The 17,737-nt window shown below is 64.7% G+C and carries 10 protein-coding genes and 3 tRNA genes; 6 read left to right on the forward strand and 7 right to left on the reverse strand.

What is annotated here, in order from left to right; all coding sequences use genetic code 11:
- Positions 1-326: 326 nt before the first annotated feature.
- Together llg_RS15220 and llg_RS15225 are read left to right on the forward strand one after the other, a co-directional pair.
- Positions 327-9,971 (forward strand): Calx-beta domain-containing protein, encoded by a 9,645-nt coding sequence (locus llg_RS15220; RefSeq protein ID WP_338285537.1) that lies wholly within the window; start codon positions 327-329, stop codon positions 9,969-9,971.
- Between the two features lie 128 nt (positions 9,972-10,099).
- Positions 10,100-10,822: a hypothetical protein gene (locus tag llg_RS15225; protein WP_338285538.1), complete on the forward strand. Its 723-nt coding sequence runs from the start codon at positions 10,100-10,102 to the stop codon at positions 10,820-10,822.
- A 104-nt stretch (positions 10,823-10,926) separates the two neighbouring features.
- Here llg_RS15225 and llg_RS15230 read toward each other — a convergent pair whose 3' ends face one another.
- A complete protein-coding gene (locus llg_RS15230) occupies positions 10,927-11,850 on the reverse strand; it encodes a sugar phosphate isomerase/epimerase family protein (RefSeq protein WP_338285539.1) in 924 nt (307 codons plus the stop codon).
- A 138-nt stretch (positions 11,851-11,988) separates the two neighbouring features.
- Complete coding sequence (locus llg_RS15235) at positions 11,989-12,537, reverse strand: rhodanese-like domain-containing protein (RefSeq protein WP_338285540.1); 549 nt, start codon at positions 12,535-12,537, stop codon at positions 11,989-11,991.
- A gap of 139 nt (positions 12,538-12,676) precedes the next feature.
- Here llg_RS15235 and pssA point away from each other — a divergent pair, with 139 nt between their 5' ends.
- On the forward strand, positions 12,677-13,570 hold the full coding sequence (gene pssA, locus llg_RS15240) for a CDP-diacylglycerol--serine O-phosphatidyltransferase (RefSeq protein WP_338285541.1): 894 nt from the start codon (positions 12,677-12,679) through the stop codon (positions 13,568-13,570).
- Positions 13,571-13,619: 49 nt separating this feature from the next.
- Here pssA and llg_RS15245 read toward each other — a convergent pair whose 3' ends face one another.
- Complete coding sequence (locus llg_RS15245) at positions 13,620-14,378, reverse strand: hypothetical protein (RefSeq protein ID WP_338285542.1); 759 nt, start codon at positions 14,376-14,378, stop codon at positions 13,620-13,622.
- A gap of 112 nt (positions 14,379-14,490) precedes the next feature.
- Positions 14,491-14,575 (reverse strand) — tRNA-Leu (locus llg_RS15250).
- A gap of 154 nt (positions 14,576-14,729) precedes the next feature.
- Between llg_RS15250 and llg_RS15255 the strand changes: the two genes are divergently transcribed.
- Entirely contained in the window at positions 14,730-14,942 is a 213-nt protein-coding gene (locus llg_RS15255) for a hypothetical protein (protein ID WP_338285543.1), read from the forward strand.
- Positions 14,943-15,013: 71 nt separating this feature from the next.
- Here the strand turns inward: llg_RS15255 and llg_RS15260 are convergent.
- The 3 genes from llg_RS15260 to llg_RS15270 form a co-directional block, all read right to left on the reverse strand.
- A tRNA-Ala gene (locus llg_RS15260) sits at positions 15,014-15,089 on the reverse strand.
- A gap of 66 nt (positions 15,090-15,155) precedes the next feature.
- A tRNA-Ala gene (locus llg_RS15265) sits at positions 15,156-15,231 on the reverse strand.
- A gap of 63 nt (positions 15,232-15,294) precedes the next feature.
- Positions 15,295-16,242 (reverse strand): hypothetical protein, encoded by a 948-nt coding sequence (locus tag llg_RS15270; RefSeq protein ID WP_338285544.1) that lies wholly within the window; start codon positions 16,240-16,242, stop codon positions 15,295-15,297.
- Positions 16,243-16,356: 114 nt separating this feature from the next.
- On the opposite strand from llg_RS15270, the gene llg_RS15275 reads away from it, so the two are divergent.
- Both llg_RS15275 and llg_RS15280 read left to right on the forward strand, forming a co-directional pair.
- The gene (locus tag llg_RS15275) at positions 16,357-16,929 is read left to right on the forward strand and encodes a DUF2239 family protein (RefSeq protein WP_338285546.1); all 573 of its coding nucleotides are present in this window, start codon (positions 16,357-16,359) and stop codon (positions 16,927-16,929) included.
- Between the two features lie 11 nt (positions 16,930-16,940).
- Positions 16,941-17,651 carry a DUF4145 domain-containing protein gene (locus tag llg_RS15280; RefSeq protein ID WP_338285547.1) on the forward strand — a complete coding sequence of 237 codons (711 nt, stop codon included), beginning with the start codon at positions 16,941-16,943 and terminating at the stop codon, positions 17,649-17,651.
- Positions 17,652-17,737 lie beyond the last annotated feature (86 nt).

The raw sequence follows: 17,737 nt of genomic DNA on the forward strand, positions 1-17,737 counted from the left end.
GGGAATGGAAATTCCCCGTTTGCGTAGGTGCTCAAAACCCAATTTTGGACGCCGCACTATTGCATTTGGAAACCCAAGCTGTCCCGTTCCCGTGCGAAACCTGATCCGTCCCCACTCGATCCCTATACGGGTGTCGTTTGACAAATGGCGGATTTGTGTGGGGGCTGGTGGTCCGATCCTCTCCGTGACCCTGGTGGTCCCGGATCGGGTCGCCCTGGGGCAGGTTGGAGGAACAGGTGCTCGCCTGCATCAGTGAGTCGCAAGCCGCGGACGGGATCACCTGTTTCGCGGCTTTTTCGTTCATTCCATACCTCGCATCTAAACCCATGAAACCCCGCCGATCCTCCGTGATCTGCCTTGGCGCGTTGCTTGCCGCCGGAACGGCTGTTGTCTTCCGGCCGCATTCACCCGGCAACGCCACCCCGACCACTCCCGCTGCTTCAGCCCGCGCGAAGGCGCAGGCGGAGCAGGTCAATCCCGCCGCCGATCCGGTTTCCGGAGCCGTCGCCGCCGTTCAAGAGGTGGCCGCCGACGTGGCGAATGTCGAACCCGCCCGCGATTTCGGCGCGTGGGCTACCGAGAAACCCCGTGAGCCGGACTTCGCGAAACTCGATGCGTTCGACGCATGGAAGGTGAAGTGGAAGAACGCCACGCCGGAAGAGCGGCAGGCGCTGGTGGAGGAGGGGAGCCGGCTGGCCGGTGAGCGCCGTCCGGAATACCGCGCGCTGATCTCCTTCGATCCACGCCAGGCGGTGGACCGCGCGGTGACCCGCGTGGAGCGGCAGGATCTTCCCAAGGAGATCGTGAGCCAGCTCGAGACCCCGGTTTCCACCGTGGGCAGTTTCGAAGTTTACAAGGGCCGTCCGCAACCGGGAGTCGAGATTCCCGCGGAGGCGCTGACGATGCGCTATTTCGAAGCCAATGGCGTGAGCTACAAGGCGCACGTTCCGGAGGAGCTGAAGGATCTGTCCTCGCTGCCGAACACCCCGCTGCAGGGCTACGCGGATGGCCGTGAGTTCGCGGTGGCATCGAACGCGGTGCGCGCGCTGGATGTCGGCGAGAAGATTCCCGCGGGAGCCACGGTGCAGGAGACCTGCCCGGTGTCCGGGAAGACCACCGAGTCCGTCTCGACCGGCGCGGCGGTGACCCAGGACACGCCGACTGTGCAGATCGGCGAGACGATCATCACGCTTTGCAACGGCTCGCACGTGGCCGTGCTGGAGGACAACTACCGCACTTACGTCCAGGCCAGCGGCTCGGGTGGCGGCGGCTTCTTCATGGACAATTACCCCGGCACCTCGTCGCGCTCGATCGGCGCGTTCAAGTGCCTCTACATCCGGGTGATCTACCAGGAGCAGACGAGCCCTCCGAACACCGAGGAGGGCGCGTACAACGACATGCGCAACAACGCGCGTTACTACATCGAGAGCTCCTACGGGAAGATGACCCAGACCACGACGTTCACGCCGCTGGTCACGCTGCCGCACACGCAGAAGTGGTACATCGACAAGGACAGTGAGGTGAACGGCCTGGGCCTTGTTCACAATGATTCCCGGGCCGCGGCGAAGGCGCTCGGATATGATCCGGGGCAGTTCGACTGCATCATCGTCCGCGTCAACGGCGGCCCGCGTCTCGGCGGTGCCTCGTGGGGTGGCGGCAGCAGCGTGTGGGTGAGCTGGGACGGCATGGACGTGCTGAACCACGAGTGCGGCCACTCGCTCGGACTGAGTCACGCGAACTACTGGAGCACCACCGACGGCACGGCCTACGGCACCGGCGCGAACCAGGAATACGGTAACCCGTATGACGTGATGGGCGGCAGCGGTGGTTTCTCCGCGCACTACAACACGATCAGCAAGCGCCAGCTCGGCTGGCTCCCATCGAACTATTTCCACTCGCCGAAGACCAGCGGCCTGTACCGCATCTACGCCTACGACCAGCCGCAGCTGGAGGAAGGGAAGCGCTACGCGATCAACGTCGCGAAGGACAGCATCCGCGGCTACAACATCGAGTACCATCCGGCCCGCGGCGGTTTGCTCGCGGACCAGGCGCTGGTGCTCTACAACGGCATGGGTAGCAACGCCGGCCATTTGGTCGACACCACGCCCGGCACGCCGAGCGGCAAGAGCGACGCCGGCATCGCGGAGGGGCGCACCTATTCCGACTGGGAATCCGACCAGCACTTCACCGTGGTGGCCGAAAACGCGACCACGCCGCCGTCCCTGGATGTCGTTTACAACCGTGGTCCATTTCCGGGCAATGTGGCGCCGACCGCCACGCTCGGTGCATCCGCCACGACGATCTCGGCGGGTGGCAGCGTGACCTTCACGGCCACCGCCTCGGATGCCAATGGCGACCCGCTCGCCTACTTCTGGCAGTTCGATGACGGCGTCTACGGCACGAACACTTCCACCTTCACCCGTACCTTCAGCACCGCCGCGCAAGTCAACGCGATGCTGACCGTTTCCGACATGAAGGGCGGCTCGGTGCGGCGCTCGGTGGTGATCAACGTTGGCTCGCACGGCAAGCAGGCGATCACCGGCACGGTGACCGACGGCACCAACCCGCTGGCGGGCGTGATGATCGGCAACGGCAGCAAGTATGCCTTCACCAATGCCGACGGCACCTACTCGCTGCCGGGGCTGGCCACCGGCTCCACCACGCTCACGGCTTCGCTGCCTGGCTACACCTTCACCCCGTCCACCGCGAATCCCTACACGGTGGTCGCGGGCACGAACACGGTGAACTGGACCAGCGCCGTGCCGACCTTGGTGACGCTGACGAAGACCGCGGACCCGACCGAGGGTGGCTCGAACGGAAACTTCCGCCTGACCCGCACCGGTGACACTTCCGCGGATCTGGTGGTGCTCGTTTCGCCCGTGGGCGGCACGGCCACCATGACCACGGACTACACCTTCACGCCGGCCTACGTGGCGTCGGGTTCCTACAAGTCGTTCACAATTCCGGCCGGTTCCGCCACGCTCGATGTGGCGGTGGCCGCGGTCAACGACACCGCCGCCGAAGGCCCGGAAACCATCACCCTCCAGCTCGCCTCGTCCGCCGGTTATGTTTCCGGCAGTTCGAACTCGGTGGTGATGACGCTCAATGACAACGACACCACGCTGCCGCTGGTGGCCGTGACCGCGCCCGATCCTTACGCGACGGAAGCGCCGTCCAGCACCGACACCGGCAAGTTCACCTTCACCCGCACCGGTTCGACGGCGGCGGCGCTGAATGTGACTGTCGCCTGGAGCGGTGCCGCCACCAATGGCACCGATTGCACCACGCTGCCGACCACGGTGACGATTCCCACGGGCCAGAGCTCGGTGGATGTGGTGGTGACTCCGACCAACGACAGCCTCATCGAGGTGCCGGAGGACGTGGTGGCCACCATCAGCACGAACGCCGCCTACCTCCGCGATGCCAGCGCCACCACGGCCAGCGTCATCATCACCGATGACGACACACCGGTGGTGACCGTGAGCGTTCCGGATCCGGATGCGTCGGAAGGGAGCCAGGATACCGGCACCTTCCTTCTCACCCGCACCGGCGACACCTCGGCTCCGCTGACCGTTTACTACGGCCTCACCGGCACCGCTTCCTACGGCACCGACTACATGGCCCTCACCGGCCAGGTGACGATCCCGGCCGGGGCCACCAGCGCTCCGGTGGTGATCACGCCGTATGACGATGACATCGGCGAGCCGGCGGAAACCGTCGTGCTTTCGCTGAGCACCTTCAACAACGCCTACAGCATCGGTTCCGCCTATCAGGGAACGGTTACGATCACGGACAACAACGATCCGGTGCTCGTCACCGTTCGCGCGGGATCGATCGGCACGGAAGGTGGCTCGAACGCGACGCTGATCTTCCACACCATCGGCACGGGAAGCGGCAACGTCACGGTGAACTACACCGTCGGCGGCACCGCCACCGCGGGCAGCGACTACACCGCGCTTTCCGGCAGTGTCAGTGTTCCGGTGAATGGATCGAACGACACCACCGTCACGATCCCGATCACCAACGACACCACCGCCGAGCCGACTGAAACCGTGGTGGCGACGATCACCCCGGGAACCGGCTACAAGGTCTACAACGACCCGTCCGCCACCGCGCTGATCCGCGACAACGACAGCGGCAGCGAACGCGTGATGGTCTCGACCTACAACCAGACCCCGTCCGAATCCGGGCCGACCACGGCGAACTTCTACTTCTCCCGCGCGGTCGGCACCACCGGTGCGCTGACGGTGAACTACACCATGTCCGGCACCGCCACGAACGGCACCGACTACGCCACCATGAGCGGCACCTGCGTGATTGCGGATGGCGATTCAGGCGTGCTCGTCCCGGTCACCCCGGTGGATGACGCGCTGGTGGAGGGAACGGAAACCGTCACCGCGACGGTGGCCGCCGGCACCGGTTACAGCGTGGACTTCCCGGCCTCGGCCACCTTCGAGATCACGGACAACGATGCCGCCACGGTCACCGTGGGCTTCCAACAGACGGCGATTTCCACCAGCGAGCAACCCGGCGCGCTCGGTGAATACCGCGACCTGCCGGTGGTGCTCTCCGCGTCTTCCGCGAACACGATCACGGTCCGGGTCATCGCGAACGGTGGCGATGCCATGGGCGACGACGTCGACTGGGGCTTCGTGGATGCCGCCAATGGCAATGCTCCGATTCCCTACGCCACGCTGACGTTCGCCCCGGGCACAACCTCGAAGAACGTCCGCATCCGCGTGAAGAACGACGGTTATGTGGAAGGTGGCGAGACCGCGGTCCTGCAACTGACGGCGGCCACGAATGCCAGCATCACGGCGAACAAGGGCACGGAGAGCGTTTTGATCTTCGATGATCAGATTCCGGCCCTTGTCACCGAGGAACGCTGGAATACCGGTTCCGTTTACACCAACAACACCTGGAACTCGGTGACGCCGGATTACACCGGCCTGTTGGAATCGTTCACTCCGGCCCAGGATGTCGCGGACAGTTATTCGCGCCGTCTCACCGGTCTGATCACCGCTCCCACCACCGGCACCTACACCTTCTGGGTTGCTTCCGATGATGCCTCCCGTCTCTACCTGAGCACGGACGCCACCGCTGCGAACAAGGTGCAGATTGCCACCGTCAGCGGCTGGACGAATTTCCAGGACTGGGATGCGAACACCTCGCAGAAGTCTGCGAACATCACGCTGACTGCGGGCCAGAGCTACTACATGGAGGTCCAGCACCAGGAAGGTGGAGGGGGCGACCACGTCTCCGTCGCCTGGCAGGGTCCGGGCTTCAGCCGCACGCCGATCGTTTCGCCGATCGCCGATACCGCGCCGCGCACCGTCCGCATGCTCACCGCCTCGACCACGCGTGTGGAGGGCGATGGCTCCGAGCCGATGCTCCAGGTGCTGCTCGATCGCCCGGCCGGCTCCACGCCGATCACGGTGAACTACAGCTCCACCGGCACGGCGACCAATGGCAGCGACTACTCGCTGACAAACGGCACGCTGACCTTCAACAGCGGCGAGCAGATGAAGGCCCTGCCGCTGAGCATTCTCACCGATGCGATCGGTGAAGCGCCGGAAGGCATCGTGGTGTCGCTGTCGAGCCCGTCCGGTGCCTCGCTCACCGCGCCGTCCTCGACGACCATCACCCTGCTCGACGCGAACGCGCCGGTCGTGGGTGCCACCCAGGTGAACGCCACCTCCGCCATGAGTGTGGGCACGGTGCTGGGAACGGCGACCGCCACCCCGGCGTCCGGCCGCAGCATCACCGGTTGGACGATCGTTGCGGGCAATGAAAGCAACCTGTTCGCGATCAACTCCAGCGGCCAGGTGACCCTCCAGGTTCCCGGCTCGCTGCCGAATCCGGGCGTCCGCCATCTCATCGTCCGCGCGATCGACAACGCGGGCTCGACCGGTGACGGTTCGTTCAAGGTGGTGTGCAATCCGCCCGCAGTGGCGGGTGTGAGCGAGAAGCGCTTCGCGGGTGCCACGGCCTACAACACCAACACCTGGACTGGAACGACCAACTACACCGGTTCGCTGACGACGTTCACCACGCCTCAGAACGTGGCGGACAGCTACTCGCGCCAGCTCACGGGCTACATCCAGGTGCCGACCACCGGCGACTACACGTTCTGGATCGCCTCGGACGATGATTCCCGCCTCTACCTGAGCACGGATGAAACCGCGGCGAACAAGGCGCAGATCGCGAACGTCAGCGGCTACACCGGATTCCAGTCGTGGGATTCGCAGTCGTCGCAGAAGTCCGCGACCTTCACGCTCACCGCGGGCAAGGTGTATTACATGGAGGTCCAGCACTACGAGGGCGGTGGCGGTGACCATGCTTCGGTGGCCTGGCAGGGTCCCGGCATCAGCCGTGCGGCCATCCCGACCACGGCGATCTTCCCGCAGTTCCTGGCAGCTCCAGTGGTGCCGAGCGTCAATGTCGGGGCTCCGGCGGATGGCAGCAGCCTGACCTCCGGCACCAGCGTGACCGTTTCGGCGAACGTGGTGGCTGTGGGCTTGCCGGTGACGTCGGTGGAGTTCTACGTGGATGGCTCGCTTGTCGGTTCCGACGGCAGCTCCCCGTATTCCATCAACTGGACGAACAATGCCACCGTGGGCAGCCATAGCTTCACCGCGAAGGCGGTCTACAGCGGCGGCTCGGTGACATCCATCGCCTCCTCGTTCACGGTGCCGAACGCGGCTCCGACCTTCACGGCGAATCCGATCAGCGGCAGCAATGCTACTGAAGATAGCGCCTACTCCGGTTCCATCGCCTCCTACGGTGCCGACATCAACCCGGGCGACACGCTCACCTTCTCGAAGGTGTCCGGTCCGGCCTGGCTGAGCGTTGCTTCCAATGGCGGACTTTCCGGCACGCCGGGTAACAGCGACGTCGGTGCGAACGCCTTCACTGTGAAGGTGACGGATGCCGCCGGTGCGAACGTCAATGCCGCGCTGAACATCACGGTGATCAACGTGAACGATGCCCCGACCTTCACCGCGAACCCGATCACGGGTGCCGGTGCCACGGAAGACAGCGCGTATTCCGGATCGATCGCCAGCTACGGCTCCGACATCGATGCGGGCGACACGCTCACCTTCTCGAAGGTGTCCGGTCCGTCTTGGCTCAGCGTGGCCTCGAATGGCGCGCTCTCCGGCACGCCGCTCAACGGTGACGTGGGTGCGAACGCCTTCACCGTGAAGGTGACCGATGCCGCCGGTGCCAATGTCAACGCGACGCTCAACATCGCGGTGGCCAATGTGAACGATGCTCCGGTCTTCACCGCGAACCCGATCACCGGCGGCAATGCCACCGAGGACAGCGCGTATTCCGGATCGATCGCCAGCTATGGCACCGATGTGGATGCGGGCGACAGCCTCACCTTCTCGAAGGTGAGCGGTCCGGCCTGGTTGTCCGTTGCCTCGAATGGAGCGCTCTCCGGCACGCCCGGAAACTCCGATGTGGGGGCAAACGGCTTCACCGTGAAGGTGACCGATGCCGCGGGTGCCAACGTCAACGCGACGCTCAACATCACGGTGGTGAACGTGAACGATGCCCCGACCTTCGCCTCCGCCCTCACGGCTCCGGATGCGACTTCGGGCATGCCTTACACCGGCAACACGATCGCGGGCAGCGCCAGCGACATCGATGCCGGTGACACGCTCACTTACACCAAGGTGTCCGGTCCAGCGTGGCTCACGGTGGCTTCGAATGGTGCGCTCTCCGGTACTCCGGGGCTCGCCGACGGCGGCAGCGCCAACGTCTTCACGGTGCGCGCCACCGATGGAACGGGGGCCTATGCCGAGACCACGCTGACGATCAACGTGATCATCCCCGACCTCGCCGCCGATCCGGATGGCGATGGCTCGCCGACCGGCTTGGAGTTCACCGTTGGCACAGCGCCGTTCGACAACGCTTCGGTTCCGGGTTCGATCTACACCAACCTCCGCGGCTGGTGGAAACTCGACGAAACCTCCGGCACCAATGCCGATGACGCCACCGGCCGCGTGCAGGATGGCACCCTCGCCGGCAGCCCGGCATCCACCGCCGGCATCGTGGGCAATGCCCTGAACCTCGACGGCACCGATGACGGCATCACGCTCGGCAACGCCCCGTCGCTGTCCGGCACCGGTGACTTCACGGTCGGTGCCTGGGTGAAGATCGCTTCGGGCTCCGGCACGGGCGTGATCATCCAGCAGCGCGATGCGACCGGCTCCGGCTACAACGGGGAGTATGGACTCCAGGTGCTGTCCAACGGCACCGTCGAGTTCTACATCTACAACGGCGGCTACCAGTTCGACATCACCACCCCGACGACCTACGGCCTGGTGAACGACAACCAGTGGCACTACGTCGCCGCCACCCGCAGCGGCACCACCGGCACCGTCTATGTGGATGGCAACCCGCTGGCCACCGCCTCCGGCACGGCCAAGAGCCTGGTGTCCACGCTCACCATGTCGATCGGCTGGGACCAGCGTGACAACAACAAGCGATTCAAGGGCCTGCTCGATGAAGTGCGTCTCTACACCCGTGCGCTCAGCGCCAGCGAGCTCAACGGGATCCATGACGGTCTGATCGCCAACCGCGCGCCGGCCTTCACCGCTGGCTCGTATACCCTCACCAATGCCACCGTGGGTTCCACCTACGCCGGCACCCTGGTGGGCAAGGCGACCGACGCCGACACCGACGTGCTGACCTTCGCCAAGGTCTCCGGCCCGTCGTGGCTCACGGTCGCCTCGAATGGCACGCTGTCCGGCACACCGGCGGCGGGCGACGCGGGCACCGGCAGCTACTCGGTGAGCGTCACCGATCCGGATGGCCAGAGCGCCACCGCCTCGCTGAGTGTCACGGTCTACGGCGCCTTGCCCTCCGGCTGGACCGCCGGGGACATCGGCAGCACCGGTGTCGTGGGTTCCAGCGGCTACACCTCGGGCACCGGCCTCTACACGATCAGTGGAGCAGGCGCGGACATCTGGGGCACGGCCGATGCGTTCCAATACGCCTCCACCTCGATGACGGGTGACGGCGAGATCCGCGCCCGCGTGACCTCGCAGACGAATACCGGTGGCTGGGCGAAGGCCGGTGTCATGATGCGTGACACCACCGCCGCCGGATCGGCCCACGCGATGATGGTGGTGACGCCGTCCAACGGCTTCGCCAACCAGTATCGAGCGACCACGGGTGCAAGCAGCAGCCACATCGCCGGACCGGCGCTCAACGCCTACCCGAACAACTGGGTGCGCGTGACGCGCTGCGGTTCCCTGTTCACCACCTACGTGTCGTCCAACGGCACGACGTGGACGCAGGTCGGCCAGGAAACGGTGACGATGGGCAGCACGATCCGCGTGGGTCTGGCGGTGGACTCCACCTCCACCACCACGGCCAGCACGGCGACCTTCGACAACGTGACGGTCACGCCGTATCCCTCGCCATGGGTGACCGGTGACATCGGCACCACCGGTGTGGCGGGCCGCTCGGAGTTCTTCAACAACGTCCATACCTTGAACGGCGCGGGCGTGGTGGGAGGGACCGCGGACGGACTGCGCTACACCTACCAGGCGCTGACCGCGGATGGCGACATCACGGTGCGCATCCCGAGCTTCGCCAACACCGGCACCAGCTCGCGGATCGGGGTGATGATCCGCGACACGCTGTCGGCGAATTCGGCGCACGTGTTCCTCGGCACGGATGGCTCGGGTGCCTTCACCTGGACCTACCGCACCACGGCGGGCGGCAGCACGACCACCGCGAACAGCGGCACGGCGACGGCTCCGAACGTGTGGGTGCGCCTGACCCGCGTGGGCAATGTCATCACGGCCTACAGCAGCACGAATGGGACGAGCTGGACGACGGTGGGCAGCCAGACGGTGACGATGGCGAGCAACTGCTACATCGGCGTGGCCGTGGGCAGCGGCAACACGACCGGGCTGAACGCCTCGACCTTCGACAATATCACGGTGACTCCGTGACGGCCGGGTTGAGTTGAGTGAATCCAAGCGGGCGGCGGTATCGGTCGGGGAACGACTGGTCCGCCGCCCGCCCCTTTTTCGGGAAATCGATGCTGGCGGAATGCCGCGATCCGCGCTTGGATGGATCGATGCGTCCGCTCCGGTTTGTCCTGTTCGCCGCGCCCCTGCTGCTCCTCGCCGCTTGCGACGGGAAGAAGGGGAATGATGGAATCGATCCGGGCAAGCCATCGCATGCCGCCTCGGCCAGTGTGTCCGGCAGCGGCCGTCCGGACCGCCGTGCGCGCCCTGCCGCGGTGGCGACCGAAGTGGTCACGACCGCCGGCGACGATGCCGCGGCGAAACGGGCGGAAGAGGTGGCTCGTTACGCGGAGAAGGATCCGGCGGCGGGTTTGGCCTGGGCGAAGGGCCTCGAGGATGAGCGCGAACGTCTCGCCGTTTTGGAACAGCTTTCCTGGAACTGTGTCGCCACCGACCTAGCCACCGCGCTCGATGCGGCGGAGGAGTTGCCTCCCGGCGACAAGCGGAAGCAATTGATGTCCCACCTGGTGGCCGAGTGGTCCGTGCAGGATCAGGCCTCCGCCCTGGCGTGGGCGAAGGGCAGGAGCGATCCCGATGAACGGGACGAGGCGATCACCGGCTGGGTCACCGCGACCGGTGAGAAATCCCCGGCCAATGCCGCCACCCTGGCGGCCGACGAGATCCGTCCCGGTGCCGTGCAGAACCGCGCGGTGGTGTCCGTGATCCAGCGCTGGGCGCGGGCCGATTACGAGGAAGCTAGTAGATGGGTGGAGGATTTCCCGGATGGCTCGCTGAAGAACGACGCCCTCCGGGAATTACAGGCGGTGAAGTAGCGTAAGTTTGCAACTTGCGCATGGGCGAGCGGAATCCCGGGGCAGCTTGCGGGTATTTCTCCACGCTCCGCCGCCCACGCTCACAAGTTGAAAACTTGTGATACCTAGGCGAACGCCTTCCTCAGCATTTCAAGGCTCTTCGGGATCGCGGTGAGCGGGTCTTCCTTGCCCTCGAACTCCAGAGACACGTAGCCGGTGTATCCGGCGTCCTTCATGATTTTCGCGATGCGCGGGTAATCGAGTTCGAGCGTGTACCACACGCCTCCGCCGTAATACGTCTTCGCCTGCATGAGCACCGTATCCTTCGCCAGCATGGCGAGGCGGTCGTAGGGATCCTCCAGGAAATTGCCCGTATCGAGCGTGACCTTCAGCCAGGGCGAATTGACAGCATCCACCACGCGCTTCACGCCCTGCGGCGTGCGGCCGAGGCCCCAGTGGTTTTCAAGGCCCATCACCACGCCGCGTTTGCCGGCTTCCCCGGCGAGCTTGCCATAGGCCTCGATCACCCAAGGGTAGGCATCGTCTTCGGTGAAGCCTGGGAGCGGATCATCCGCGCCGCGCTTCTGCATGAGTTCGTCGAAGTCCTTGGTGGTGCCCCAGGTGCCGGAGTTCACCCGCATCGTCGGGATGCCGAGGTTGTAGGCTTGTTCCAAGCAGGCGAGGGTGTGGTCGTGGTTCTTCTGCCGCTTTTCCTTGTCCGGGGACAGGAACCCCTGGTGGGTGGAGTAGCCCATCAGGTCGAGCCCGAGCAGGAACGCGCGGCGCTTGATCTTCATCAGCTCCGCCGGTTCCCACGAAGTGAGCTGCTTCTGGAGGATCTCGAAGCCATCGAAGCCCATCCGCGCCGCGTGCTCGATGCAGACATCGATCGGGCGCAGGTCCTCGCGGTTGAATCCCCAGAACGAGTAGGACGAGATGCCGATCCGGTTCGGGCGAGATGCCGGAGCGGGGGCCGGTGTCTCATCGGCGTGGAGAACGGAAGGCAGGGCGGCGAGGGCCCCGGTGGCGAGGAAATGGCGGCGGTTCATGACAGACGTACAAAAGTGCGGTGTCGATACAGCGCGATCGTGCACCGGCTTTCAAGGAGGGAAGTCTGTTCCCATGCCGATCCACATCCGGAGCCTCCGCCTCCCGGAAGACCTTCCTCGGCTGAAGCCTCAACTCCCTCAATCCATCTCGACGCGGTAGCGCGGCAGCGATTTGTCGACCTCGCGGCTCCAGGCATCGATGCCACCGGTCACGCCGTAGGTCTCTTTCAGCCCGTGGCCGCGGAACCAGGCGACCATGTCGAGGACGTTGCGGCCGCTGTGGTCGAGCAACAGGACGACGGTGGCCGGATCGCTGGCGAAAAGCTGCTGTTGGAGTTCTTGGGTGAAGAATTCGGAGCCGGGCACGGCGACGGCTTCGAATTCCTCGCGGGTGCGGATGTCGACCAGCCGCGGCGGGGCGGGGGAGTCGAGCTTCGCTTTGGCACCGGCGGGGGACACGAGCATTTCCAGGTCGTGGGAGTGGCTGTCCAGCAGATGGGCGATTACTTCGTCCACCGGCAGGTTTTCCGCGCGGAGGCAGAGCTCGGCCAGGGTTTCGTCGTTGGAAAAGGCGCAGCTCGAGCAGCCACCGAGATGGTAGCGGGCGAAGAGGGCGCGGCGCGCTCCGGGGAGAGCGTCCATGATGTCTCCCATCTTCGTGTCGGGGGTGATCGGCGGCTGCGGCATGGACGCAGGCTAATACCCTACCGGCGAAATTGAACCGTGAATGTGAGGAAATCGGCCATATCCCGGTTACCGGGATTTCCCGGCACCGGTCCTGATTTTTCTGTCTCCCCGGGCGGTCCTGTGGGAGAAAGGCCGCACGATGCCCCGCGAGAGAGACCCGGACGAACCGAAGATCTACTTCCTGCCGAACCTGATGACGGCGGGCAATCTGGCGTGCGGGTTTTTCGCCGTGCTGATGATTTTCAAGGGCTTGCTGGAAGTCCAGCGGGCGGCGGGCGACGGGGCGCTGGTGGCGAAGGAGTACTACGAGGTCTCCCGGCAATACTATGAGTATGCCATACTGCTGATCTTCGGCTCGTGCCTGTTCGACCTGCTCGATGGTCGCCTGGCGCGGCTGGGCGGGCAGGATTCCCCCTTTGGCCGTGAGTTCGACTCGCTGGCGGACATCGTGTCCTTCGGCATGGCGCCGGCGATGCTGGTGTCGAAGGCGGTGCTGTTCCCGCTTCCAGCCAATGTCGGCTGGATCCTGGCCTTCGTGTATCTGCTCTGCGGCGCGATGCGCCTCGCGCGGTTCAACTGCCTCGCGCTGCTGCCGAAGAAACCGGGCGACAAGGCCGAGTTCCGCGGGATTCCGATCCCGATGGCCGCGGGCTTCATCGCCTCGCTGACCTTCCTGATCATCGACCTTTACCGCACCGACCGTGAACTGGGTTTCTGGAAATACGGCTTGGCCGGGGCGATGCTGGGCCTCTCCGCCCTGATGATCAGCGACGTGCGCTATCCGAGCTTCAAGAAGGTGGACTTCCGCACGCGGGGCACCCTGTGGGCCATCGTCCTCGCCGCGGTACTGATCGTGGTCACGGTGAAGTTCCGCTACGTGATGCCGGTGGTGCTGTTCAGCATGTACCTGCTGTATGGGCTGATCCGTCCGCTCATTTCGAAGCGCCTGCGCCGCGAGATCGAATCCTCGGTGGATGAGGATATCGACGACGATGACAATCCGGAGGACACGACGCCGCTGAGCCCGAGCTAGCTTTCCGTGGCGGCTTGGGTGACAACGCAGTTGCGGAAAGCGGCCTCGCTCAGAACGTCGAGGCGTTGTTCAGCGCGCCGGTGATGTCGATCCGGCTGGAGCGGTCTTCCACGAAGCGGTAGCCGGTGCCGCCGTTGCCATCCCGGACGAGCTTGTAGAGGCGCGGCTGGATGAAGACGGGCTCCTTCTGGCCCTGCCAGGAGGCTTCCTTGGCGCTGGTGAAGGTAACCTTGTAGTCCTTGCCCGCCACGCTCACCACGAGTCCGTTGTCCTTGCCCTCCGGGGTGCCGGAGGAGATGTGCACCTCGTCTGCCTTGGTGGCTCCGGCGATGAACAGGAAACGGACGCCCGGAGCGCCGGCATATTGCTGGCCCAACTCGGTGCGGTGGGTGGCGTAGTCAGCCTCGTTGAGTATGAATTCCGGATCCGAGAAGCGCGAGGACACGAACTGCTTCAGCGTCACGGAGGTCTGCTTGGCGATATTCGCCTGCACCTCGGCGGGCACTCCACCGGCGGGCACGGCGCCGCTGATGGCGAGGCCGGAGGAGGCGCTGGAGATGAGTTCCGTGCCGCCGGGGCCGGAGACCAGCGAATTGTTCGCGATGTCCGGGGACGGCAGCAGGGTGAGCTTCTTGTCATCGGCTGCCGCGGGATCGACCAGCAGCAGCGTGCCGGGGCTGATGAGCTTGGAATTCAGGTAGCCGTTCTGGAAGCGGGCGTTGTCCAGGCCCACGGTGATCGTGGAGGTGGAGCAGGAAGCGAGCGCCAGGGACAGCAGGGCGAGGGCCGCGGGACCGGAGGATTTCATCGGGACGGGATGGCAAGGGTGGAGCCGGATGACATGTCATCCGCTGTTAGGCTAGCCTCCGCTGTCATCGAAAGGCAAGACGCCAGACAGTCCTCATTCGTCACCGAGGTGATGGTGCCGGGAACAGGACTCGAACCTGCACGCCTTGCGGCTCCTGATCCTAAGTCAGGCGCGTCTACCAATTTCGCCATCCCGGCATCGCGGTGGGCAAGGTATGACAGAATCCCGCCGCGGGTCAACCGGACCGGTGCCCGCCGATGGTTTTGATGGAATCCGGATCCGCGCTGCGCTACCCAGTGGGATCGCGGGAGGCGTGACTCCCGCCCTTCATTTCCCGAACCACCCGAATCCATGAAAGAACTCGAAGACAAGCTCGCGTCCCTCGGTCTCAGCCCCGAGCAATCCCACCAGGCCATCCAGGCGGTGGTGGATTTCATCAAGTCCAAGGTGCCTTCCGAATACCAGGGCATGGTGGACGAGGTGATGGCTGGCAACATGCCGGACCTCGGTGCGCTCGGCGGCCTCATGGGCGGCCTGAAGGGGCTTTTCGGCGGCAAGGAGTAACCTTTGTTTCTCCAGCGCGGGCATCCTACCGGCGGTGCCCGCGGTTTTCCGAAATGAACGGAAGGGAAGGGTGGTGGAGCATAGCGGGTTCGAACCGCTGACCTCCTGCATGCCATGCAGGCGCTCTACCAACTGAGCTAATGCCCCATAAGATATCGGGGCCCTTCTTTCACGGGATCCACCCTGACTTCCAAAACGATCGGAAGGAAAGGATGGTGGAGCATAGCGGGTTCGAACCGCTGACCTCCTGCATGCCATGCAGGCGCTCTACCAACTGAGCTAATGCCCCGTGAGGTGCGGGCGCGTTGTAAGGCTCCCCGACCCGGCTACGCAAGACGTTTTTATGGAAATGTTACTTTTTCGACGCGAGGCGGCGGATCAGCTCCACGAGCTGGCCGCAGATCGGGGTGAGCGGATCTTCATCGGCTTCCTCCGCGGCGCTTGAAGACACACGGACGGCTGGCAGACCCGCCTGGTACAGGGCATTGACGGGCATTTCGTCGTCGTGATCGGACGACAAGGTGCCGAAGGACGAGGGCACGATGGAAAGTACGTGATTCGTCGTATCTGGCGTCGAAATGCTCACGAACTGGCCGGCGGAGAAATTCCGGAGGACGAGGATGGAAGAGGTCGGCCCGGCCTCGCGGACCAAGGTCGTGAGTTTGTCGAGGCAGGCTTTTTCGCGGTCGGAAGCGGCCTTTCGGGAAGCTTCGTCGCCTTTTGGTCGATCAAAGGGAGCACTCCCGGACCGGGTTTCATTGCCGTGGGGCAGGAAGACGAAGTGGACGGTGGCGGGAAAGGACTGGCCTGCGATGGCCTGCGTGGCGGCAATCTGGGCGACCACGGCGGTGGCATCGCGGATCTCGCCGGGGGAGGCGTCGGCCGGGGTATCGTAGGCGCACACCACCCACAGCGCGGGGGCGTTCTCGTCGGTGCCGCGCAGGTCCGCGTGGAGGATCGGCCACTGGGAGGGGCCGGGAATTTGTTTCACGGTGTAGCCGGTGTTCGAGGGGCCGATGTTGCCCTCGATCCACGAGACCGCGCGGGTGAGGCCGATGCCCTCGTTCACGGCGGGGTTCCGGGGGCCGATGACCTTGGCGAGCTTGTTGAGGTCGTCGGCGATGGACTTCGCGGACACGGCCTTGGCGAATTTCACGCTCTGCTTCCGCTCCTGATCCTTCTTCGCTTGGAAATACATCCAGATGCCGGCTCCGGCCGAAATCAACAGCCACGCCGGAACCAGCCACAGCAACACCACCACCCAACGGCTCTTCTTCACCGGTTCCTGAACGTCCTCCATGCGCGTTTCTCGCCCCGGGCCCGCGACCCGGCAAGAGTGGAGGAGTGGGCGAATAATTTACCCGGATAAAAATGCTTGCGATCGGTAAATTATCCGGGTAAAAATCCGTGCAAGATGATTGCGGAGAGTTTCACGGCGTTTTCAGGGACCCGGCGCATCGCCTCGGGGGATTTGCGGACGGTGGCCCTTGCGTTGAAGGGGCTGGACGAGCTGGCGGCACCACTGGTGTTCAACGACCGCACCGCGCGGCGGGTCGAATTGGATCTACGTGGCAGCGCGGAGGAAGTGCTGGAGCGGCTCGGGCCCATTGAACCTGTCCGCACCGGACCGGGTCGACCGAAGCTGGGAGTGGTGGCGCGGGAGGTGACCTTGCTGCCGCGTCATTGGGAATGGTTGGCGGCGCAGCCGGGCGGAGCCTCGGTGGCCCTGCGGAAACTGGTCGAGGTGGCTCGCCGGGCCAGCGCCGGTGCCGATGAACTCCGGGTCGCACGGGAGGCGGCCTACCGTTTCATGCATGAAGTGGCCGGGAACCTGCCGGGATATGAGGAGGCGACCCGGGCCTTGTTTGCCGGGGATCGGGACGCCTTTTCGGCTCACGTCTCGACCTGGCCGGAAGATGTGAGGGACTATGTCGGGAAGCTCGCGGAGGAGGGCTTTTCTCCATCGACGTCACCCATGGCTTCCTGATATGTAGCATCATGCAAAAGATCGCATTGGAGGCGGTGCGCAGGTGGACGGTGTTTGAGGAGTATCATGTGCCGCAGGTGATCCGGCAGCGGTGCTCGCATTGCCCGGAGCGCACCTCCTTCGATTGTTCTTCCTGGGCGAAGGCGGGAGACCACTCCTGTCTCGTTGGCGTGATGGCCTGCAATGCCTGCGGTCATCACGCGAAGGTATTCGTGATGGATCCCCACGACAAGGAGGCGGCTTATGCCGGGGCGGGGGAGATCCATTGCACGATGGTGCTGTCGTCGAAGGATGATCCGAAGGAGTATCCGAACGCGCCGGCGCCAGTCCAGCGGGCCTATCATGACGGTGTGGATTGCCTGAACAGCGGGCTTTATTCCCCGGGCTCGGCCTCGTTCCGGCGCTTGCTGGAAGGGATTTGCCGGATGCCTTCGAAGTCATCGGATTCCGTGCGTCATCTCGCGGCTCAGATCGAGCACCTAGCGGAGCTCGACGAGTTCCGCCAGCCTTTGAAGAACCTGGCTCATTCGTTGCGGTTCGCCGGCAGCCTGGGGCCGCATTTCGATTCGGATGGCGAGCCCACCGGGGAGGCTTGCGGGTTGATCCGCCAGCTCTCGGAGCACCTGCTCGATTACTTCTACCGCATTCCCGCGTTGTCCGCGGCGCTGCTGGAGCTCGGAAAGAAAGAGGCGGAGGAAGTGCGGACTCCGATCCGAGCGTGAGAGAGGTGGATTCCTCTATCTGCCGTGATCGTTGGTGTTTGTTCTAATGAACAGTATTTTGCTTGCCCGGAAGGAGGGGAATGGAT

This window comes from Luteolibacter sp. LG18 (genome assembly GCF_036322585.1).
In the GTDB taxonomy this organism is placed as follows: Bacteria; Verrucomicrobiota; Verrucomicrobiia; order Verrucomicrobiales; family Akkermansiaceae; genus Luteolibacter.

Bases quoted from the DNA above. Each gene is read 5' to 3' on its own strand.
- llg_RS15235 (WP_338285540.1), bottom strand. From the start codon at position 12,537: ATGCCGCAGCCGCCGATCACCCCCGACACGAAGATGGGAGACATCATG.
- llg_RS15270 (WP_338285544.1), bottom strand. From the start codon at position 16,242: ATGGAGGACGTTCAGGAACCGGTGAAGAAGAGCCGTTGGGTGGTGGTG.
- llg_RS15280 (WP_338285547.1), top strand. From the start codon at position 16,941: ATGCAAAAGATCGCATTGGAGGCGGTGCGCAGGTGGACGGTGTTTGAG.
- llg_RS15220 (WP_338285537.1), top strand. From the start codon at position 327: ATGAAACCCCGCCGATCCTCCGTGATCTGCCTTGGCGCGTTGCTTGCC.
- llg_RS15255 (WP_338285543.1), top strand. From the start codon at position 14,730: ATGAAAGAACTCGAAGACAAGCTCGCGTCCCTCGGTCTCAGCCCCGAG.
- llg_RS15230 (WP_338285539.1), bottom strand. From the start codon at position 11,850: ATGAACCGCCGCCATTTCCTCGCCACCGGGGCCCTCGCCGCCCTGCCT.
- llg_RS15225 (WP_338285538.1), top strand. From the start codon at position 10,100: ATGCGTCCGCTCCGGTTTGTCCTGTTCGCCGCGCCCCTGCTGCTCCTC.
- pssA (WP_338285541.1), top strand. From the start codon at position 12,677: ATGCCCCGCGAGAGAGACCCGGACGAACCGAAGATCTACTTCCTGCCG.
- llg_RS15275 (WP_338285546.1), top strand. From the start codon at position 16,357: ATGATTGCGGAGAGTTTCACGGCGTTTTCAGGGACCCGGCGCATCGCC.
- llg_RS15245 (WP_338285542.1), bottom strand. From the start codon at position 14,378: ATGAAATCCTCCGGTCCCGCGGCCCTCGCCCTGCTGTCCCTGGCGCTC.